Origin of the sequence: Ferrimonas senticii DSM 18821 (assembly GCF_000422665.1) — a bacterium.
Taxonomy (GTDB): Bacteria; Pseudomonadota; Gammaproteobacteria; order Enterobacterales; family Shewanellaceae; genus Ferrimonas; species Ferrimonas senticii.
In genome coordinates this window covers 316,615-338,483 of the sequence record NZ_AUGM01000007.1, presented here as the reverse complement: position 1 = coordinate 338,483, position 21,869 = coordinate 316,615, and the positions used below count along the sequence as shown (strand labels likewise).

Annotated in this window: 17 protein-coding genes and 1 rRNA gene; 15 read left to right on the top strand and 3 right to left on the bottom strand. The window is 54.2% G+C overall.

Going from position 1 to position 21,869, the window contains the following annotated elements; genetic code table 11:
- Nucleotides 1-306: 306 nt before the first annotated feature.
- Both rrf and G506_RS0106985 read left to right on the top strand, forming a co-directional pair.
- Nucleotides 307-421: ribosomal RNA gene (gene rrf / locus G506_RS0106990) — 5S ribosomal RNA — on the top strand.
- A 348-nt stretch (nt 422-769) separates the two neighbouring features.
- Nucleotides 770-2,059 (top strand): CinA family nicotinamide mononucleotide deamidase-related protein, encoded by a 1,290-nt coding sequence (locus G506_RS0106985; RefSeq protein ID WP_028116240.1) that lies wholly within the window; start codon nt 770-772, stop codon nt 2,057-2,059.
- Nucleotides 2,060-2,072: 13 nt separating this feature from the next.
- Here the strand turns inward: G506_RS0106985 and G506_RS0106980 are convergent, their stop codons facing one another.
- Both G506_RS0106980 and ppc read right to left on the bottom strand, forming a co-directional pair.
- Nucleotides 2,073-2,621, bottom strand: a complete 549-nt coding sequence (locus tag G506_RS0106980; protein ID WP_028116239.1) for a YceB family lipoprotein — start codon at nt 2,619-2,621, stop codon at nt 2,073-2,075.
- A 3-nt stretch (nt 2,622-2,624) separates the two neighbouring features.
- A complete protein-coding gene (ppc, locus tag G506_RS0106975; protein ID WP_028116238.1) occupies nt 2,625-5,264 on the bottom strand; it encodes a phosphoenolpyruvate carboxylase in 2,640 nt (879 codons plus the stop codon).
- Between the two features lie 357 nt (nt 5,265-5,621).
- Between ppc and argC the strand changes: the two genes are divergently transcribed.
- The 5 genes from argC to argH are packed head-to-tail and all read left to right on the top strand — an operon-like array spanning nt 5,622 to nt 11,434.
- Nucleotides 5,622-6,629: an N-acetyl-gamma-glutamyl-phosphate reductase gene (gene argC / locus G506_RS0106970; RefSeq protein ID WP_028116237.1), complete on the top strand. Its 1,008-nt coding sequence runs from the start codon at nt 5,622-5,624 to the stop codon at nt 6,627-6,629.
- Complete coding sequence (gene argB / locus G506_RS0106965; RefSeq protein WP_028116236.1) at nt 6,626-7,399, top strand: acetylglutamate kinase; 774 nt, start codon at nt 6,626-6,628, stop codon at nt 7,397-7,399. The genes argC and argB overlap by 4 nt, the downstream gene beginning before the upstream one ends.
- Nucleotides 7,400-7,410: 11 nt before the next feature.
- Nucleotides 7,411-8,319: an ornithine carbamoyltransferase gene (locus G506_RS0106960; RefSeq protein WP_028116235.1), complete on the top strand. Its 909-nt coding sequence runs from the start codon at nt 7,411-7,413 to the stop codon at nt 8,317-8,319.
- A gap of 5 nt (nt 8,320-8,324) precedes the next feature.
- Nucleotides 8,325-9,539 (top strand): argininosuccinate synthase, encoded by a 1,215-nt coding sequence (locus G506_RS0106955; protein ID WP_028116234.1) that lies wholly within the window; start codon nt 8,325-8,327, stop codon nt 9,537-9,539.
- Nucleotides 9,540-9,550: 11 nt separating this feature from the next.
- Entirely contained in the window at nt 9,551-11,434 is a 1,884-nt protein-coding gene (gene argH, locus G506_RS0106950; RefSeq protein ID WP_028116233.1) for an argininosuccinate lyase, read from the top strand.
- 60 nt (nt 11,435-11,494) lie between these two features.
- On the opposite strand, the gene G506_RS0106945 is transcribed toward argH, so the two are convergent.
- Nucleotides 11,495-14,044 (bottom strand): penicillin-binding protein 1A, encoded by a 2,550-nt coding sequence (locus G506_RS0106945; RefSeq protein ID WP_035387096.1) that lies wholly within the window; start codon nt 14,042-14,044, stop codon nt 11,495-11,497.
- A gap of 177 nt (nt 14,045-14,221) precedes the next feature.
- Here G506_RS0106945 and G506_RS0106940 point away from each other — a divergent pair, with 177 nt between their 5' ends.
- The 8 genes from G506_RS0106940 to G506_RS0106905 form a co-directional block, all read left to right on the top strand.
- Entirely contained in the window at nt 14,222-15,298 is a 1,077-nt protein-coding gene (locus tag G506_RS0106940; RefSeq protein WP_028116231.1) for a pilus assembly protein PilM, read from the top strand.
- Nucleotides 15,286-15,882 carry a PilN domain-containing protein gene (locus G506_RS0106935; RefSeq protein WP_028116230.1) on the top strand — a complete coding sequence of 199 codons (597 nt, stop codon included), beginning with the start codon at nt 15,286-15,288 and terminating at the stop codon, nt 15,880-15,882. Before G506_RS0106940 ends, G506_RS0106935 begins: the two co-directional genes overlap by 13 nt.
- Before the next feature lie 2 nt (nt 15,883-15,884).
- Entirely contained in the window at nt 15,885-16,484 is a 600-nt protein-coding gene (locus G506_RS0106930) for a type IV pilus inner membrane component PilO (protein ID WP_028116229.1), read from the top strand.
- Complete coding sequence (locus G506_RS19105) at nt 16,481-16,999, top strand: pilus assembly protein PilP (protein WP_051201965.1); 519 nt, start codon at nt 16,481-16,483, stop codon at nt 16,997-16,999. The genes G506_RS0106930 and G506_RS19105 overlap by 4 nt, the downstream gene beginning before the upstream one ends.
- Before the next feature lie 29 nt (nt 17,000-17,028).
- The gene (locus tag G506_RS0106920; RefSeq protein WP_028116228.1) at nt 17,029-19,074 is read left to right on the top strand and encodes a type IV pilus secretin PilQ; all 2,046 of its coding nucleotides are present in this window, start codon (nt 17,029-17,031) and stop codon (nt 19,072-19,074) included.
- Between the two features lie 167 nt (nt 19,075-19,241).
- On the top strand, nt 19,242-19,757 hold the full coding sequence (aroK, locus tag G506_RS0106915) for a shikimate kinase AroK (protein ID WP_028116227.1): 516 nt from the start codon (nt 19,242-19,244) through the stop codon (nt 19,755-19,757).
- 39 nt (nt 19,758-19,796) lie between these two features.
- Complete coding sequence (gene aroB / locus G506_RS0106910; RefSeq protein ID WP_028116226.1) at nt 19,797-20,870, top strand: 3-dehydroquinate synthase; 1,074 nt, start codon at nt 19,797-19,799, stop codon at nt 20,868-20,870.
- Nucleotides 20,871-20,893: 23 nt separating this feature from the next.
- Nucleotides 20,894-21,869: ATP-binding protein (locus G506_RS0106905; protein WP_205619483.1), on the top strand; the 976-nt coding region annotated here is incomplete at its 3' end.

The window sequence follows — 21,869 nt, the reverse complement described above, 5'->3', positions numbered from 1 at the left end:
AGGCAGGGTGTGTAAGCGTTGTGAGGCGTTGAGCTAACCTGTACTAATGACCCGTGAGGCTTAACCATACAACACCAAAATGGTTTTGCTCGGATATCTAAGTCCTTGTAAGAAAATTGACTGAGAAAGTCAGCTTAATCCAAATTCAGTTTTTGTCTGATGACAATAGCGCTTTGGCCCCAAAGGGTCCCATGCCACTCTTTGCTAAGCCCAAGAAGTGGAACGCCGTTGCGCCGATGGTAGTGTGGGCCAAGCTCTAATAGAGAGTCCATGTGAGAGTAGGTCATCGTCAGATACCAGTTATTGCTTGGTGGCAATAGCGCTGTGGCCCCACCTGATCCCTTGCCGAACTCAGAAGTGAAACGCAGTTGCGCCGATGGTAGTGTGGGAGTTCCCATGTGAGAGTAGGTCACCGCCAAGCGCCATTTAGAAAAAGCCCTGTTCGAAAGAACAGGGCTTTTTCGCATTTTTAGTTTGGCAAAAACATCATGGGTTGCAGCCAACAAGCCTGCTCCCTTGCCGCTATGCCAAGTGCTGCGAAGTGAAACGCCGTTGCGTCGATGGTCGTATGGCAGTGATGGCATCGTCCATGTGAGTCTTGGTCACCGCCAAGCACCTTTTAGAGAAAGCCCTGTCCTTCGGAACAGGGCTTTTTCGCATGATGAATTTTTCCTTCATATCCCTTACCAACTGTTTGTTGCTTTGCGCTATCCAATCGAACGGCACGTAGTTATGCTTTGGCCATTGAGGTAACGAGATAGGGATAGTGATGCGGATCGAGATGTTGTGTACCGGCGAAGAGGTGTTGTCGGGACAAATTGTGGATACCAACGGGGCGTGGATCGGGCAACGCTTACTCGAAGCGGGTTTAGAGCTGCATTCTCGATTGACCATCGGTGATCGAATGGCAGATCTTATAGCGGCTTTTCAGAGCCGAGCCGGAGTCGCTGATGTGGTGCTGGTTAATGGCGGTTTAGGGCCCACCGAGGATGATCTCTCTAGTTTGGCGATGGCAACGGCCATGGGGGTGGAACAGGTATTAAACCAGCCGTGGCTCGATACCATCGAAGCGTGGTTCAGCCGCAATGGTCGAGTAATGACCGCCAATAACCGCAAGCAGGCATTGTTACCGGAAGGCGCGGTAATGATCGACAATCCGGTTGGCACCGCTTGTGGTTTTCGGGTGCAGTGGCGAGGGACCTGGTTTGTGTTTACCCCAGGTCCGCCGCACGAATTGAAAACCATGATTGAACAGCAGATTTTGCCGTGGCTGACGGCCGAATATGCCATTGAAACCCCAGCACAGCTTTACCGCATGTTGACGACCGGCCAAGGTGAGTCAACCTTAGCGGATTCCCTTAAACACATCACCATTCCTGCAGGCGTCGAACTGGGCTATCGGGCGTCTATGCCTTACATCGAAATTAAACTGTTGCAACGTCGACAGGTTGAGCAGATGGCATGGCAACGATTACTGACGGACGTGCGCCAAGCGCTGGGTGACAGTTGGCTTGGCGATAATGCGTACAGCGTTGCTGAGGTGGTGCATCAGCAATTGCTAGAGAGTAAGCGAACACTGACTACGGCGGAATCGTGCACTGGTGGTCTAGTTGCCAGTAACTTAGTCGATCTGGCGGGCAGTTCAGCTTACCTTGATGGCGGCTACGTTACCTACAGCAACCAAGCCAAACAGCGCAAGCTGGGGGTATCTGCAGTGACATTAACCGAGCACGGTGCGGTATCACTGCAGACGGTGATTGAGATGGCCCAAGGGGCAAGATATCGCAGTGAAACTGACTTGGCGATCAGCGTCAGTGGCATCGCTGGCCCTGATGGTGGCAGCGCAGATAAACCGGCCGGTACCGTGTGCTTCGCGCTGGCGTATGAAGGCGGTTGTGTTGCGCAAACCCTGCAATTTAATGCGGCTCGTTTAGGTCGCAATGGAGTGCGTCGATTTGCGGCAACCATTGCACTGGATATGGTACGTCGCCATCTGCGCGGGGAGAGGGTTTTGGCCGATTACGGTTATCTGCCGCGCATCGACCAGTTAGAGATATAGCGAAGTGACCGGGTTAGGGCTTGAGAATGAACTCAAGCTTGCCCGGTTTGACCTTAATTTCGCGACCAAACTGGCCAATCAGCTCTTGCCGCCAGTCGTTTTGATCTAGGGTGTAAACCGGTTGGCTTTGTAATATCAGGCTAAGCCATTGGCTGGTTTGCTGCCCTAGCGGTTTGAGCAGCGCTTCTACCTGTTTGGGCGAGGCCTCAACGGTACTTAGCTCGACGTCACGCAGGTAGATCGCTTGCTCTACGGGGTCGTAGTAGGGCTTGGCCTTAAATTCAAGACTTAACCCAGCCCGCAGCGGAATGATTGGCGTATCCAGCTGCACTCGCGCACTACTGGTCACCGCTACCTTGTCGCTGTCGGCACCAATTTTGACCGAGGTGTCGCCCAACACAAAGCTGGCTCCTAGAGGGGCTTTACTCTGAACCGCATCGTGCTGCTTGCGCAGTTGCTGGTTAAGGTAGCCCTCTAGCTCCGCTTCGGTGACGCTGTAGGTGGTCGAACAGGCTGCCAGCAGAGTGCTGGCAGCAACGACCAATAAACGCAGTGGTTTCATTGGTTACCCGGTGTTACGCAGGCCCGCAGCGATACCAGCGATGGTCAGCATCAGTGCTTGGCGTAGCTGCTCGCTGTCTTGTTCGTTACGAACTCGGCGCAGTAGCTCGGCCTGCAGGAAGTTAAGTGGATCAATGTAGGGGTGACGCAGTGCCACCGACTCTTTGCTCCACGGTGTGCTGTCCATTAGACCCTCGGATTGAGTCAGCTGCAATACACATTCAATCCCCAGTTGCAGACGCTGGCGCAGTTCTGCCCCAAGGTGATGCAGCTCCGGCTTCACTAGCAGTTGCTCATAGTAGCGGGCCAGATTCGGTTCGGCTTTGGCGTACACCATCTCTAGCATCGAAATACGGGTGCGGAACAGTGGCCAGTGCTGGAACATCTCCTGCAGCTGTTGCTGCTTGCCTTGCTCTAGCAGCTTGGCTAGCCCTTCACCGGCGCCAAGCCAAGCGGGCAGATTGAGGCGATTTTGGGTCCAAGCGAAGATCCACGGAATCGCCCGTAGCGATTCAACCCCACCGTCGGCGCGACGTTTGGCTGGACGACTGCCAAGTGGCAAAGCGGCCAGTTCCTGTTCCGGGGTGGCTGCGCGGAAATAGGGCACAAAGTCCGGTTCTTGCCAGATCATCTGGCGGTAGGCTTCGACTGAGTGAGCGGCTACTTCGTCCATCAGTTGGCGCCATTCTGGCTTTGGTACCGGTGGTGGCAGCAGGGTGGCTTCCAATACCGCCGAGGTATATAGCGCCAAACTTTGCACCGCCACTTTCGGTACGCCGAACTTAAAGCGGATCATCTCGCCCTGTTCGGTAACCCGCAGGCGGCTATCAACCGAGCCCGGAGGCTGAGACAAAATCGCTTCGTGAGCAGGGCCGCCACCGCGACCAATACTGCCACCGCGTCCATGGAATAGGGTGAGGGCGATACCAGCGTCTTGAGTGACTTTCACTAGTGCTTCTTGAGCACGGTATTGTGCCCAAGAGGCGGCCATTACGCCGGCATCTTTGGCAGAGTCAGAGTAGCCAATCATCACTTGCTGACGGCCTCGGCAATATCCGCGATACCAATCCACACTGAATAGCTGCGCCATCACTTCAGGGGCGTTATCGAGATCCGATAGGGTTTCGAACAGCGGCACAATTGGCATTACAAATGGACAGCCACACTCTTTAAGCAGCAGCGCGACGGCGAGCACATCCGATGGCGCGGTGGCCATTGAGATCACGTATGGACCCAGAGATTCTGGGCTTTGCTGGGCGATCATCCGGCAGGTATCGAGCACCTCTTGGGTGTCGTCGCTGGCTTGCCAGCCGTGTGGTAGAAGTGGTCGCTTACTGGCCAATTCATTCAGTAGGAAGCTCTGCTTCTCTTGCTCTTGCCAGTGGGCGTAGTCACCAAGACCCAGATGCCGAGTGATCTCGGCGATGGCGTCGGCATGACGATCCGAGCTTTGACGGATGTCGACTCGCACCAGGGTACAACCGAAAGCGTGCACGCGGCGCAGGGTATCAAGCAGCAGCCCGTTGGCGATCAGGTGCATCTTGCATTCAATCAAGCTGTCGTAAGCCAGTTGCAGCGGCGCCAATAGATCCTGCTTTTGCCAAACTAGCTCGTCGGTGGTGGTCTTCGGTTGGTAACCTTCGAGGCGTTGTTGCAGATATTCCTGAGTCAGATACAGCTTGTCGCGAACCTGACGCAGCAGCGCTCGATAAGGTTCACGGTGCTGGCCAACTTCCTCGAGCAGGGCGTGATTGGCGCGGTTCATCGACAGTTCGCTGATCAGCACATTGAGGTCGTCAATATACAGGTTGGCGGCGGTGATGCGGTTGCGCAGCAACACCTCTTGGGTGACCTTGGCGGTAACAAATGGGTTGCCATCGCGGTCGCCCCCCATCCAACTGGAAAACTTTACTGGCGAGATGTGTGGTGGCAGTTGCTGGCCGGTTTGCTCTTCCAGTTGTTCCGATAATTGCCGCAGAAATTCTGGGATCGCATGCCATAGGCTGGCTTCCACGGTCGCCATGCCCCATTTGGCTTCATCCACAGGGGTGGGTCGTTTCGAGCGCATCTCGTTGGTGTGCCAGATCTGCGCTACCAGTTGCCGTAATCGCAGTTGGTTGCGCTTGAGTTCGTGCTCTGACAACTGCGGGTTTTCACGCTCGCCAAGGTTATCGATCAACGCCATGTACTTGGTGATCAGCGTGCGGCGGGTAATCTCGGTTGGGTGAGCGGTGAGAACCAGGTCGACTTCCAGCTTTTCCAGTTCGGCCAGCAGTTGTTGCGGCGCCAGCTTAAGATTGCCACGGAGCAGACGGCTTAGCAGCAACTCCACCGGATCGGGAACGCAGATCAGTTCGTCGCAGTTGCGGGAGATGGAATGGAACTGCTCAGCGATGTTGGACAGGTTCAAAAACTGGTTAAAGGCGCTAGCGAACGGCACCAACTCATCGTCTTTGAGTTCACCAAGCAAGGACAACAACTCGCCGCGGGCTTGTTCATCGCCACTGCGCGAAGCTTTTGAAAGTTTACGAACAGTTTCAATGCGTTCGAGAAACTCGCTGCCTAACTCAGCTTCCATAGTGTCACCTAAAATGGTGCCTAATAGATGCACATTTGAACGCAGTTGGGCGTATACGTCCGGCATGGTTCCATCCCCTCTTATTATAAATATTAACCTACGGATATTGTGGTTTGCTGCTCAGTTGGTCAAGTCGACGGTTCGATTCCACCACGCAGTTATCGCTGTTGCTTATCGTAAATTTAATCCGGATGCGTAATTTACTTTCATTGGCTGCAGATGATAAAAATAAATATGCACAAAGGTTGAATTGTTAGTTGCTGATGGTTAAGGTGTAACCATCAACGATACAGAGTACAACGACCATGGTTTTCTTGTTTTGCAGCATTCATGAGCGACGACGATAACTGCCGATTTATCTCTGCAGTTATGACCCTTTGATTAGGGCCGATTCACGCTTACACGCTTCAAAACGAGGACGATATGACCAAGGTGGCAATCATCGGTGCCTCTGGCTATGCCGGAGCGCAATTGGCGCAGCTTATTCAAACCGCGCCGCAATTTACCCTTCATTCACTGTTTGTTTCTGCCGCTAGTGCCGATCTCGGCAAGCCGTTGGCACAGCTCTATCCGCACTTGCACGGCATTATCGATCTGCCATTAATCGGCATTGATGAGCAGCAAATTAGTGCGCTTGGTGACAAGGTCGATGCCGTGTGTTTGGCTACTGAGCATGCGGTCAGTGCGGCGATGGTGCCGCAACTGCTGGCTGCAGGAGTGGTGGTGTTTGATCTCTCGGGTGCTTTTCGTTTTGCCGATGCCGCGGTTTTTCCCAAGTTTTATCACTTCGAACATCCTTCGCCACAGCTGTTAAACGACGCGGTTTACGGCTTGCCAGAATGGCATGCCGATGCCATTGCCACGGCACAATTGGTTGCCGTGCCTGGCTGTTACCCAACCGCGTCGTTATTGGCGCTTAAACCGCTCAAGCAAGCAGGATTGATTGCGGCGCACTGCCGCCCGGTGATCAACGCGGTTAGTGGTGTCTCTGGTGCCGGTCGTAAGGCGACATTGGCGAACGCGTTTTGTCAGGTCAGCCTGAGTCCCTATGGCGTGCTCAATCATCGCCATCAGCCGGAAATTGAATCGCAATTGGGGCAGCAGGTGGTGTTTACCCCGCATCTAGGGGCGTTCAAACGGGGGATCCTGGCCACCATCACGGTCGAGCTGGTCGAGCATGCTGATGCCGAGCAGATCGCCGCCGCTTATCACTGCTATGACTGCAGCGATAAGGTGCAGCTATTGCCGCAAGGGCAGTGGCCGAAGGTTGATGATGTCGCGCTGAGCGATCGTTGCCTATTGGCGTATGGCTACCAGCCGGAGCGGCAGTTGTTGGTGGTCGCTGCCGCCATCGACAACCTTATGAAGGGCGCCGCCAGTCAAGCGCTACAGTGCATGATTATGCGTTTTGCCAAGGAGGAGCAAGCATGAAGCCAATTATTATCAAAGTAGGCGGAGCGTTGCTCCAGTGCGACGTGGGTATCGAACGTTTATTCAACACCTTAGTCAAGCTTAACCACGCAGGCTGGCAGCCGTTATTGGTACACGGCGGTGGGGTGTTGATCGAGCAACATTTGGCAGCGCACGGATTTAGTAGTGAAAAGCGCCATGGTTTGCGGGTAACCCCAGCAGAACAGATCCCAGTTATTGCTGGTGCCCTGTGCGGCACCGCCAACAGCGCGCTGATCGCCGCGGCGGTAGCCAGCAAATTAACCCCGGTCGGGCTGTGTTTGGCCGATGGTGGCATGACCGAAGCGTGGCCACTGGATGACGACCTGGGGATGGTCGGGGTGGTTGCGGCGGCGGATGCCACCTTGCCGCAATGGCTGTTAAGCCAAGGGATGTTGCCGATTGTCAGTTCCATTGCGGTCGATAGCGATGGTAATCGCTTAAATGTTAACGCCGATCAGGCAGCAACGGTGCTGTGTCAGTTGTTGGGCGCGCCATTGGTGCTGCTGTCAGATGTTTCGGGGGTGCTTGATGGCAAGGGCAAGCTGATCCCGCAATTGAATGCGACTTCGGCTCAGCAACTGGTGCAGCAGGGGATCATAGAGGGCGGCATGAAGGTCAAAGTTGATGCCGCATTGGCCGCCGCTAAAGCGATTAACAACACCGTTTTGGTCGCCAGTTGGCGTTATCCAGAACAGCTTGAAGGCCTAGTTCAAGGTCAGCCAGTTGGCACTCAAATCAGCCCAGCGTGAAAGGGATCAGCATGCAGCATTTACTTACCATCAATGACCTCAGTCAAGCCGAGATCTTGGATCTGATTGCCCTTGGCAAAACCTTGAAGCAGGACTACACCCCTTATGCGCAAGCGTTGGCGGGCAAGAGCATCGCCACGATCTTTGAAAAACCAAGCCTGCGGACGCGAGTGAGCTTCGACGTCGGCATCAATAAGCTTGGCGGTCACTGTGTCTACCTTGATCAGCAAAATGGTGGACTTGGGCAGCGGGAGTCAGTGCAGGACTTTGCCCTAAATCTATCGCGCTGGTGCGATGCCATTGTGGCGCGGGTGTTCAGTCATCAAACACTGGAACTGTTGCAGCAATACGCCAGCGTGCCAGTGGTTAATTCGTTAAGCGACCTCTACCACCCCTGCCAAGGGCTGGCGGATTTTATGACCCTGGCTGAGCACCATGATGATCTAAGCCAAGTGCGCTTGGGGTACGTCGGTGACGGCAATAACGTCACCCATTCGTTGATGATCGCCGCCGCCAAACTGGGTGCCAAGATGGTGGTGGTGTGTCCGCCGAACCATTTCCCCGATGGCCATGTGGTACAGCAGTGCCAACAGTTGGCAGCGCAGTCCGGTGGGCAGTTGCTGTTGTCCAGTGACATTGCCGCGCTTGAGGGTTGCCACTGCTTGTACGCCGATACCTGGGTTTCGATGGGCGATAGCACCCCGCTCGAACAGGTAACAGCGACCTTTGCCCCCTACCAAATAAATGCCCAATTGCTGGCGCTTAGCGGTGCTCAGCAGGTGCTGCACTGTCAGCCAGCACATCGTGGCTACGAGATCAGCTCGGAAGTGATGGACGGTCCGCAGTCGCTGATCTTCGACCAAGCTGAAAATCGAATGCATATCCAAAACGCCATCTTACTGACTCTACTCAAAGGATAATTAACATGAACAACATCAATAAAGTGCTTTTGGCTTACTCGGGCGGATTGGATACCAGTGCCATCATTCCTTGGCTAAAAGAGCAATACGATTGCGAGGTAGTGGCGTTTGTCGCTGATGTCGGCCAAGGCGCTGAAGAGCTAGAAGGGGTTGAGCAAAAAGCCAAACAATCTGGTGCTTCAGCCTGTTATGTGGTTGACCTTAAAGAAGCGTTTGTTGCCGACTACGTCAACCCAATTTTGAAAACCGGCGCGGTTTATGAAGGTACCTATCTGCTGGGTACCTCAATGGCGCGGCCGATTATCGCCAAAGCGCAGGTCGAATTGGCGCTGAAGATTGGTGCCGATGCCCTGTGCCATGGCTGTACCGGCAAAGGCAATGACCAAGTGCGGTTTGAGTCTACCTACGCGGCACTGGCACCACAATTGACGGTGATTGCGCCATGGCGGGAATGGACCATGAAATCGCGTACTGATCTGCTTAATTACTTAGCCAGCAAAAATATCCCAACCAGCGCCAGTGCCGAGAAGATCTACAGTCGTGATGCCAACGCCTGGCACATCTCTCATGAAGGCGGTGAATTGGAAGATCCGTGGTGCGAGCCAAGTGAGCAAGTGTGGACCTGGACCGTTGCCCCCGAGCAAGCGCCAGAACAACCACAATACGTCAGTTTGGGGTTTATTGCCGGTGAGCTAAAAACCGTAAATGGCGAAGCGCAAAGCCCCTATATGGCGCTGTGCAGCTTAAATGAGATTGCCGCCGCCCACGGCGTTGGCCGGATCGATATCGTCGAAAACCGCTTGGTGGGGATGAAGTCGCGTGGTTGCTACGAAACCCCAGGGGGCACAGTGATTAACGCCGCGCTGCGTGGTTTGGAAACCATGGTGCTGGATAAGGCCGCATTTAAATTGCGCGAGCAGATCGCCACCGAATTTTCCCATGTGCTGTACGACGGTCGCTGGTTTACCCCAGTGGCTAAAGCGTTGCTAGCGGCGGCCCAGAGTCTGGCGGAGCCGTTAACCGGCGAGATTGTGCTGAAGCTGTACAAAGGACAGGCCACGGTGACTCAGCGAAAGAGCATCAACTCGTTGTATTCGGAGGCGTTCTCCACCTTTGAAGAGGACGAGGTATACAACCAGAAACACGCCGAAGGCTTTATCCGCTTGTTCAGCTTATCAAGCCGGATTGCCGCCACTAACAGCGATCACCAAGTCAAGTAGCAGAGGTAGTTATGGCGTTGTGGGGAGGTCGGTTCGCCGATGCCGCCGATCAGCGGTTTAAATTATTCAACGATTCGCTGCCGGTGGATTACCGCTTGTTGCAGCAAGACATTGCCGGCTCAATTGCGTGGGCTGGGGCGTTGCAACAGGTTGGGGTGTTGAACGAACTGGAACATGGTTCGTTAGTCAGAGCGCTGCATGAACTGGCCGAAACCACCAGTAATGAACAGATCCTAAGTTCCGGCGCCGAAGACATTCATAGCTTTGTTGAAGCGGCGTTGATTGCGCGGGTGGGGGATCTGGGCAAAAAGTTGCACACCGGCCGCTCCCGTAATGATCAGGTTGCAACCGATTTAAAGCTGTGGTGCAAAGATCAAGGCAGCGAGGTGCTGGCGGCGCTGCTGAAAGTGCAAAAGCAGTTGCTGCTGTTGGCGCAGCGAGAAGCGAAAACGGTGCTGCCCGGTTACACCCACTTGCAGCGAGCGCAGCCGGTCAGCTTTGGCCATTGGTGTTTAGCTTACGTCGAGATGATCGAACGCGATATCACTCGGGTTAATGACGCCCTCAAGCGGCTCGATACCTGTCCGCTGGGCAGCGGCGCTTTGGCGGGCACCGCTTACGATATTGATCGGTTGGCGTTGGCGCAGGCGCTGGGTTTCAGCCGTGCGTCCAGTAACAGCTTGGATTCAGTCTCGGATCGCGACCATGTGATTGAACTGTGCAGCGCCGCCGCCACATCGATGATGCACCTGTCGCGGTTAGCGGAAGATCTTATCTTCTACAACAGTGGCGAAGCGGGCTTTATTGAGCTGGCGGATGCGGTGACTTCGGGTTCGTCATTGATGCCGCAAAAGAAAAACCCCGATGCGTTGGAGCTGATCCGTGGCAAAAGTGGCCGAGTGTATGGGGCGTTGATGTCAATTTTGACCACCATGAAGGCGTTGCCGATGGCCTACAACAAGGATATGCAGGAGGATAAAGAGGGTCTGTTTGATGCCATCGATTCTTGGCTGCTGTGCTTAGATATGGCCGCGTTGGTGCTGGAAGGGGTTAAGGTTAATCAGCAGCGCACCCTTGAGGCGGCGCAACAAGGCTACGCCAATGCCACTGAATTGGCCGATTATCTTGTTGCCAAAGGGATGCCGTTTCGCCAGGCGCACCATGTTGTTGGCGAAGTGGTGTTGGCCGCGATTGCCGCCGGTAAGGCGTTGGAACAATTTGAACTGGCCGAACTGCAGCAGTTTTGCGAAAACATCGACGATGACGTTTATCAGCATCTGACTATCGAATCGACCTTAGCCAAACGGGTAGCGATGGGCGGTACTTCGCCGGTGCAGATTGCCTGGGCACTGGATAACCACAATAAACCGAGCTTTGTATCGATGGCGACGGCGTTGGAGCAAAGTGTAGAGCGCTTAAATGCCCATAAGGCCGAACTGCTGTCGGTGCGTCCCGCCAAATTGAGCGACGTCGAGCAGATTAAAGCGATCAATGACCACTGGGCGCAGCTTGGCGATACCTTGCCGCGCAGTCGCGATCAGATCCTGCGGGATATCCTTGATTTTGTGGTGGCGGATGTCGATGGTGTCGTGGTTGGTTGCGCTTCGCTGTACATCTATGAAACCGGATTGGCAGAGCTGCGCAGCGTTGGTGTTGATCCCAACCATCGGCATCATGGCCAAGGTCGCGCGTTGGTGGACTTTATGGTTAATCGTGCCCGCGAGTTAGAGCTTGAGCGCTTGATTGTGCTAACTCGAGTGCCACAGTTCTTCGCCAAGATGGGCTTTACTGACACCAGCAAAGACAGTCTGCCAGAGAAAGTGATCAAGGACTGCGACGCTTGTCCGCGGCAGCACGCTTGCGATGAAGTGGCGATGGAATACTTGCTCATCTAATACAGCTAAACAACAAAAGACCGCTCAACTGAGCGGTCTTTTTATTGGTCGCTGACGGCGTTAGAACAGCTCAGGTTCCGCCTCTTGTTCAAAGATTGGCAATTCTGGTTGCCGTGGCTGTTCGACCTCGGTGGGCACGGTGCCATCGATAAAGTATTCAAACATCGAGCTGGCATCGAGTTGGGTCGACAGCTTGCCGCTGTTGCGATCGATGCGCGCGGTAACAATTCCCTCTGGGATCTCCAGCGGCTGCTCGGCGACTCCCTCTAATTGATACTTCATAAAGTCGTTCCAAGCTGGACCTGCGGTTTTGGCCCCTGATTCACCGGCGGTGATCTGGTTTTGCGGACCGTTGGCGTCCCAGCGGGTGCGACCGAGTTTGCGCCCATGATTGTCAAAGCCGACCCAAGTGGTTGCGACGATGCCCGGCGCATAACCAGAGAACCAGGTATCGCCAGCTTCGTTGGTGGTGCCGGTTTTACCGCCGATATCGTGGCGTTTCAGCAGGCGAGCAGCACGCCAAGCGGTGCCGTTCCAGCCGGTGCCAGCTTGCCAGTCACCTCCGCCCCAAATCACCGATTGCATGGTTTGGGCAATCAAGAAAGCGTTCTCGGCGCTAATTACCCGTGGAGCCAGTTGTTCTGCGGCGATGTCGCATTGTGGTGCGGCGCTTAGCTCGGCCAAGGCCGCTTGCTCAAGCAGATTGTCTGCCGCCAACTGCATTGTTGGTTGTGGTTGCGCTAACGCTTGCTCGCACTGCAAGCTGGCGATTTTTGGCGTGGCTTGCTCAATCAGTTCACCCTCGGCGTTTTCGACGCGGGCGATAAAGTACGGATCCACCAAGAAGCCGCCGTTTTTAAATACGGCGAAACCTCGGACGTTTTCCAACGGAGTGGCTGAGGCGCTGCCTAGTGACAGTGATTCATTGCGCGGCAGGTCATTACGATCAAAGCCAAATTTGACCGCATGATCGATAAAGGTATCGATGCCGATGTCTCGTAGCGTGCGCACCGCCATCACGTTGACCGATTGCGCTAAACCCTGGCGAACTCGGGTTGGGCCGGTGTACACATCCGGAGAATTGCGTGGTCGCCATGCGGTGCCTTGACTGCGATCCCACTTGGTGATCGGCGCATTATTGACCAATGTCGCTAAGGTGAAGCCGTTATCCAGTGCCGCTGAATATAGGTATGGCTTGATGTTCGAACCCAACTGACGTTTGGCTTGGGTAACGCGGTTGTATTGGCTGCGACCAAAATCGTAACCGCCGATCAGCGCCAAGATAGCCCCATCTTGAGGATTCAGGGCGACAAAAGCGCTACTGACCTCTGGGATCTGCGCCAGCATCCATTGCTGGTTCTGCTGTCGCAACCATACCTGCATGCCCGCTTTAAGCACATCTGCGGCGGTTTTTGGTGAGGCGCCTTGACGAGTATCACTGCGATATTCGCGCGCCCATTTAATCCCATCCCAAGCCAGTTCAATGGTGTCGCCGCTGGCATTAATAGCGGTGGCTGACTGGTCGGCGACCGCCGTGATCACTGCCGCTTGCAGTTCGCGATGAGTGGCGCTTTGTTGTAGGTGGCTGCGGATCTGTTCGCTGCTCCACGCGGTTGATGGATCGCTTTGCGCATCCCACAACTGTGCTTGCGGGCCGCGATAGCCGTGGCGCATGTCGTAAGCGAACAGATTGTCCAGCACTGCCTTTTCTGCGTTGAGCTGGGTTTGGGAATCAACGGTTAGATAGACATCAAAGCCTTGGGTATAGGCCGCCTCTTCACCATATTTTGCGACCATCTCATCGCGAGCCATCTCCGCCAAGTGAGGGGCGTACAATTCGATTTCGGCACCGTGGAAGCGAGCGCTGATCGGTTCGGCGCTGGCGGCATCAAATTCGGCTTGGGTAATCGCATTGACCGCTAACATGCGTCCGAGTACCACGTTTCGACGAGCGATTGCTCGCTCTGGATTGCGCAGCGGGTTGGCGGCTGATGGCGCTTGCGGTAGACCCGCAATCATGGCGATCTGAGCCAATGTCAGCTGGTCGATCTTTTTACCGTAGTAAACTTGGGCCGCAGCGCCAACGCCATAGGCGCGGTTACCCAAGAAGCTGCGGTTTAGATACAGTTCCAGAATTTCTGGTTTGCTTAGCAGGCGCTCGATTTCCAGGGCAATAAAGATCTCTTTAATTTTGCGAATGTAGGTCTTCTCGCGAGTTAAAAAGAAGTTACGCGCCACCTGCATGGTGATGGTTGATGCCCCTTGTGCTTTACGACCGGTGGTCACCAACACAAAGGCGGCACGGACTACGCCGATAGGATCGACGCCGCGATGTTCAAAGAAGCGGGCGTCTTCTGTCGCCAAAATGGCGTCGATGAGTTGTTGTGGAACTTCATCGTAAGTTACTGGTATACGACGTTTTTCACCAAATTGGGAGATCAGCAGCCCATCGCTGCTGTAGACCCGCATTGGCGTTTGTAACTGCACGGTTTTCAGTGAATCAACATTAGGTAGATCCGGTTTGACCCATTGGTACATACCAACAATGCCGGCAACCCCAAGCATCGCCATTAGTACGATAAATATCGTAAGCCGTTTAATCCACTTCACCCAATCTGCTCTCATAAACTGTTTTAACGGCGACAATTATACATGCACAAATTGATCGCCCAAAGGCTACCGCTTATTTACAAGAGTACGTAATATAATCAATGATTTGTTGTGCTAATGTTGTTAAGTTAGTAAAACGAAACAAAGTGGAATTTAACCAACAGGCAAGGAATGATCATGTTGGCTGACTGGTTTAAGCCCCGCACACCAGCAATGGTGGGGGTTGATATCGGCACACAGGAAGTGAAAGCGGTACTGCTTAGTGAAAACGCCGAAGGCTATCAATTAGAAGGGATCACCCGGGTGGCATTGCCTAAGGGTGCTGTAGTCGATCGCGAAATTCGCGATCCTAATGCGGTTGCCACCGCGATGCGACAAGTGAAAGCGCAGATGCCCAAAAGCGCCAAATTTGGCGCAGCATCGGTGTCTGGCTCAACGGTAATGACCAAAGTGATCTTCATGGATGCGTCATTATCCGATGAGGAGTTGGAAGCTCAGATCGAGATTGAGGCGGATAATTTAATTCCGTATCCATTGGATGACGTCAATATCGATTTTGAATCGCTGCGTAAGGATGAAGCTAACAATCGAGTCGAGGTGTTGTTGGCGGCCTGTCGCTCTGACAACGTTGACGCGCGGGTTGACGCTTTGGAGGCTGGCGGTCTGGAAAGTCGGGTTATCGACGTTGAAGGTTACGCCTTAGGTCGCAGCTTTAAACTTCTGGCTGAACAGTTGCCCGGAGCCGGCGTAGGCCAAGTGGTTGGGGTGGTTGATCTGGGCGCCAGTATCACCACTTTTGCGGTGATTGTTGATGGCGAAACGGTGTTTATCCGTGAACAAGCGTTTGGCGGCGAACAATTCACCCAATCGATCGTCTCTTATTACGGCATGAGTTACGAAGAGGCCGAGCGTGCCAAGGTCAGTGGCGAGTTGCCGCGTAACTACATCTTTGAAGTATTAGCGCCGTTTCAAACTCAATTTTTGCAGCAGATCCGCCGCACCATTCAGATTTTTGCTAACTCTAGCAAATATGAAAACCTCGATAGCATCATCCTCTGTGGCGGTAGCGCCCAAATTGAGGGGCTGGACAATATGCTTAGCGAGGAGTTGGGGATCCCTGTCCATATTGCCAACCCCTTTGCCGGACGATTGCGCGCCTCAGAGGTGATGCAGCAACGTTACGGTAGCGAGATTTCACGCTATATGGTGGCTTGTGGCTTAGCGTTACGGAGCTTTGAACCATGGCACATATAAACCTACTGCCTTGGCGAGAGGCACAACGGGCTCGTCAGAAACAGCAGTACTTTGGTGTGCTTGGCATCGTTGCGGTGTTTTCGGTAATGGCATTGGTCGGCGTCAGTATGTGGCTCGGCCAATTGCAGCAAGAGCAGCGCGAGCGTAACCAATATCTGCAAGCGGAGATCTTAAAGCTCGATATCCAGATCAAAGAGATCCGCCAGATCAAAGAGCAGAAAAAGAAACTGGTTACTCGTATTGACGTGATCCGGCAGTTACAGCAACAGCGTCATGTACCGGTACAGGTGATGAATGAACTGGCGCGAGTGATGGTGCCTGGGGTGTATTTGACCAAGGTGTCAGTGCGCGGATCGAATGTTTCGATTGAAGGCTTTTGTGACTCCAACAACCACCTTGCAAGCATGATGCGGCAAGTTGAAAGTGCACGCTGGTTGTCCGATCCGCGGGTGCACCAGATTGTCGCTGCGGATGACAATGAGCTGCGTGAAAACGCCTTTAAGTTGGATATGGTGGTGCTACCTCTCGGTGATGGTCCGCTGGAAGTGGAAGATGAACTGGCGATCGTTAAGGGGGGCAAGTAACCATGGATATGAAACAACTTGGTGAACTGGACTTCGATAACATCGGTTCTTGGCCGACGCCAGCTAAGGTGCTGTTAGCACTGGTGTTAGCCGGTTTTATTGGGGCACTTGGTTATTACGCGGTGATCCGTGACTCGATTGAGCAGTTGGATACCTTAAAGGCCAAAGAGGTCGAGCTAAAGAGCGAGTACAAGCAAAAGTACAAGCTGGCGGCCAACCTGCCACGTTACCGCGAGCAGCTCGCTGAAATGCAGCAGCAATTTGCAGATCTGTTGACGATGCTGCCAACCGCCACCGAAATGCCGGGGCTGCTCGATTCGATGACCTATTTGGCCACCGATGCCAGTCTTGAGATCCAGAGTTTGAACTGGAAACCTGAAGTTAATAAAGAGTTCTACATCGAGATGCCGATCGAGATGAAGGTCGATGGCAGTTACCACGACTTCGGTGCGTTTTCTTCTGGGGTCGCGGGTCTACCGCGGATTGTGTCGCTGCACGACTTTACTATGGTGCGTGGTGAAGAGACGCCGTTGACGATGACCGTAACCGCCAAAACCTATCGATTTGCTGAACCGGCCACCGACGTGGAGGCGAAGAAATGAACAAGTTATTCGTTTGCCTAAGCGTTAGTGCGTTGTTGGTTGGGTGCGGTAACAGCGTTAGCGATCTGCAGCAGTATGTGGCGGAAGTACAAGCCGATCCCGTGGTGTTTACCGAGAAAACCCCAGAGCCGCCAGAAATTACCGTCGTGCCCTACAGCGTGGCGGATTTGCGAAGCCCGTTCCAGTACCAACGCGTTCGGGTGGATGAGCGCAGCAGCGATGGCCGCAGTGATTGCCCGCAACCAGATTTGGCTCGGGAGCGTGGTCCGCTAGAAGCCTTTGGGGTTGATAGCTTCCGTCTGCGCGGGGTTATGGCGGATCAACAGGAACGCTGGGCGCTGCTGCAAAGCAGCGATGGCACCGTGTATTCGGTAAAACGTGGTGATTATCTTGGTATGTTCCACGGGCAGATTGAATCAATTGGCCAGATTGAACTGGTTGTCGCGGAATGGATTCCGGATGGGCGCGGTTGTTGGACACGCCGTGAAACTCAGCTGGCCATGGCCAATAACTAAAAAATTTAGACAGATTAAAGGTAGAAACCATGCAAGGACATAAGTGGTTTTCCAATCGAGTGGTGACACTGCGTCAAAGTGCACTTTCTCTCGGGGTGATGTTTGGCTTATCCGCGAACGTAATGGCGGGTGATTTGGTTGATTTGCAATACCAAACGCAAGTTGGTGACCAAGTAGAATTAGCGTTTTCCTTTACTGAAATCGACAGCGCGCCAGAGGTACTGCTGGCAGCGGATCCGGCCCAGATCCAGTTGAACTTTGCTGATCAAGACTCGGCGCTGACCATGAACTCAATTCCAGTCGGCATTAATGGCGTTGAAGAAGTGCTGATCAGCGACACTGCGGCTGGCGTAACCGCCAGTATCAAGCTAGAAAAGATTGCACCGTACCAAACGCGTTTAGAGGGCGATAAGTTCTATCTGGTGCTGAATGACACCTCGGCGGTTTCGGCGGCGGTTGACAGTGGTGCGATGATTGAAGCGATTGAGTTTCATCGGGGCGACAACGGCGCCGGCGAATTGATGTTGGATCTTAACAGCACGTCCGCCGCCACCAACTTTGAACGGATTGGGGCAGATCTGCTGCTGACGCTCTACAACACCCAGTTGCAAGATGACCTGTTGTACGCGGTTAACGTTGAAGACTTTAATACCCATGTCCGCGGCTTCGAGACCTTCCAAGAGGGCGCCAACAGCCAAGTTCGTTTAGACATGGGGGGGCGCTCGTTTGAATACGATTATCGCCAAGAGGGCGACAAGTTCTACATCTCCGTGAGCGAGCCAGAGATCAAGGTCGATCCGGCCAAGATCTTTAACGGCAGCCAGCTGTCGATGAACTTTCAAGATATTCCAGTGCGGACGGTGCTGCAGATCATCGCCGATCACAACAACTTCAACTTGGTGACTACCGATAACGTCGCTGGCAACCTGACCCTGAACCTGGACGATGTGCCTTGGGATCAAGCACTGGAGATGATCCTGCGGATCAACGGTCTTGATAAGCGCATCGAAGGCAACATTTTATTGGTAGCCCCACGGGATGAACTGATTGCGCAAGAGAATGAGAAACTGCGCCAAGAGCAGGAAACCAAAGAGGTGGCGCCGCTGTTCTCTGAATACATTCAGATCAACTACGCCAAGGCCACCGACATCGCGTCGTTGCTGTCCGGCCAAGGCGGTACTCTGCTGTCAGAGCGCGGCACGGTATCGGTGGATGAACGAACCAATATCTTGTTAGTGCAAGATACCGCCGAGCGTCTGCAAGATGTACAGCGGCTAGTCGATGTGCTGGATGTGCCAATCAAGCAGGTGGTGATTGAGTCAAGAATGGTGACCATTCGTGATGGCGTCGCTGAAGAGCTCGGGGTGCGCTGGGGGGTAACCGACATTGGTAATGATGGCGAAGGAGGATTGTCTGGTTCTCTGGAGGGATCTGGTTCAAACGTCGGTTCTACTGGCCCGATTACTCCACCAGATCTGGGTGATCGTCTTAACGTCAATCTGCCGGTTGCCGAGCCTGCCGGCTCGATCGCCTTCCAAGTGGCCAAGCTCGGTGATGGCACCTTGTTGGACTTGGAGTTGTCGGCACTGGAGCGTGAAAACAACGCGGAAATTATTGCCAGCCCACGTTTGACCACCGCCAATCAGTACACCGCCTTTATTGAGCAGGGGGTTGAGATCCCGTTTGTTGAGTCCACCTCCAGTGGCGCCACCTCGGTAGAGTTTAAAAAGGCGGTACTGAGCCTGACAGTAACGCCGCAGATCACTCCAGATAACAGCATTGTGCTGGATCTGACCGTGACTCAGGATACCCGTGGTGAAACGGTGCAAACGGGCACTGGCCCGGCAACCGCAATTGATACCCAGCGGATCGCTACTCAGGTATTGGCGAAAAACGGTGAGACTATTGTCCTGGGTGGCATCTATCAGCAGCAGAAGATCAACACCGTAACCAAGGTGCCGCTGCTGGGTGATATTCCCTACTTAGGGGTGCTGTTCCGCACTACCGCGGATCGTAACGAAAAGTCTGAACTGATGATTTTCGTAACGCCAAAGATCGTGATTGATCAATTTTAAGTAAGTGATATCAGTGTGGCGGGCGGCGCATTGCCGCCCGCTGTCTATTGCGTTGCTTGGCGATTCCTTGCGATAATCAGCCACCAAAATTAGCGTCAAAGTGGGTAATTTTCCGCCGCCGGAACCGGTGGTCGCTAAGTTAGTGTTTTACTAATTCGACTATAGAAATGGCTGAAAAAAGAAATATTTTCCTAATTGGCCCAATGGGCGCTGGCAAAAGCACCATTGGCAGACACCTCGCGCAACAGTTGCACCTAGAGTTCTTCGACTCGGATCATGAGATCGAAGCGCGCAGCGGTGCCGATATCTCTTGGGTATTCGACGTCGAGGGCGAAGAAGGCTTCCGCAAACGTGAAGCGAAAGTGATTGAAGACCTGACCGAGAAGCAGGGCATCGTACTGGCGACAGGTGGCGGCTCGGTGCTGTCCAAAGAGGTTCGTAACCGTCTCTCTGCTCGCGGCATCGTGGTGTACCTAGAAACTACCATCGATAAGCAGGTTGCTCGTACTCAGCGTGACAAGCGTCGCCCACTGCTGCAAGTGGATGAGCCGCGTGAAGTGTTGGAGCAACTGGCCGAAGAACGTAACCCAATGTACGAAGAGGTTGCGGATCTGGTGGTTCGCACCGACGATCAAAGCGCTAAGGTGGTGGCTAACATCATCATCGAGCGTCTGGGTTTCTAAGTTAAAGAAATCCTTCCTCCCACGTAAAGGGAACCCAAGATGGAACGGATTGATGTGCAGTTGGGGCAACGCAGTTACCCCATCTTTATTGGCTCAGGGTTACTGTCCTGTGGTGACTCGCTAATCAACACATCGCTGCCGCGGCGCGTGCTACTGATCAGCAACGATGTCGTGGCGCCGCTCTATCTTGATGCTGCAACCGCCCTGTTGCAGCGTTGTGGCTGTCAGGTAGACCACTGCGTTTTACCTGACGGCGAGCAACACAAAACGCTTGATACCCTCAATCTTATCTACACCAAAGCGTTGCAATTGAGCTTAGGGCGCGATTGTGCCTTCGTCGCGCTTGGTGGCGGGGTAATTGGCGATATGGTCGGCTACGCCGCTGCCAGTTATCAACGCGGGGTAGCGTTTATTCAAATACCGACCACCTTGCTTGCCCAAGTCGACTCCTCCGTCGGTGGCAAAACCGCAGTTAATCACCCACTCGGCAAGAACATGATCGGCGCATTTCATCAGCCCTCGTTGGTGCTGATGGACATCGATACCTTAAATACCCTACCTGCACGGGAATTCAGTGCCGGCATGGCTGAAGTGATTAAGTATGGCATCCTCTGGGATGCGGACTTCTTCTGCTGGCTAGAGCGTCATCGTGGAGCACTGTTGGCGCATGATGGCGACGCAATCAGTTGTGCGATCCAGCGCTGCTGCCAGATCAAAGCCGAAGTGGTGGCCGAAGATGAGACCGAGCGCGGTGTCCGGGCGCTGCTGAACTTAGGCCATACCTTTGGTCATGCTATCGAGGCAGAGCAAGGCTATGGCAGTTGGCTGCATGGTGAAGCGGTGGCCACAGGGATGGTGCTCGCGGCTAAACTAGCGCAGCAGTTGCAGTGGCTGGATGGTGCTCAAGTGGCGCGGATTGAGTCGCTGCTGGCCTGCTTTGGATTGCCGTTGAATCCGCCACCAGAGATGGGGCTGACGCAATTTTTACCGCATATGCAGCGAGACAAAAAAGCGCAAAATGGCCAAATTCGGCTAATTTTGCCGACCGCCATCGGTCACAGCAAAGTGGTTAGCGACGTCAGTACTGACCAACTGGCACAGCTGTTTGTTTAGGATCTCCGTATCGTTCGCCGCCGATGTCCGAGTTGCCCACTTTTACTCTGCTAGCTAGCCAGCGTGGCCTGATTGAACGGCTGCGTTACCTGGTCGAATATGGCGACCATTTAGTGTTGCTGCACGGGGCCACTGGCGCCGGGAAAACCACCTTACTGCACAGCTTAATCGAGCAATCGGAAGGCTTTAATCAAGCCTATGTGGCGCTGCGTGCGGATTCCGATCCGGCGCTGTTGCGACAATCGTTGATTAGCCAACTGTTTCAACAGGCGGTGTTTAATCCTGAAGAACCCTTGGGTGAAACCTTAGAGCGATTGTGTTTTCAGCAGCAAGGACGCTTGCTGTTGCTGATCGATAATGCCCACCTGCTGGCTGACACCGTGCTGGCGGAATTGCTAAGCCTGCTGGATGACCCACGGCTTGGTCACCTTGGTATTACCTTAGTGCTGGCTTCGGCGCCAGAGCTGCTTGGACGATTGCAGCAAGAGTTGCCGCGGCGCTTCAGCGAGCGGTTGCTGCCGGTGGCGGTGCCGCCGCTGGCGGTTAATGAGCGCAGCCAGTTGTATCGGCAAGTTAGCGGTGGCGATGGCCATACCCGTTTGGCATTTGACCGCGATATCGAGCAACGTTTGCAGCAGTGCGATGGCAGTGCTGCCGCCGTGGTGGCGTTGGCTGAAGCGATGCCGCCACCGCCGGCCGAGCGCTCTAACTCGTTGTCGCGATTGCCATTGTTCGGCGGCATCGTGCTGGCGCTACCACTGCTGTTATGGGCATGTTGGCCCGAGGAACAGCAAGCGCCGTTGGCGTCAGCGGTTGCGCCCGCCAGTCAGCGAATTGCGGTACCACTGCCGTCGTTGGCGACGGTGCCGCTTGAGCCTTTGGCGGCAACTTGGCCTAAGCCGTCGACAGCGATTGAACCGTTGCCTGGCGAGGGGCAAGAGGACACACTCTTGCCAGAGCCAGAGCCAGAGCCAGAGCCAGAGCCAGAGCCAGAGCCAG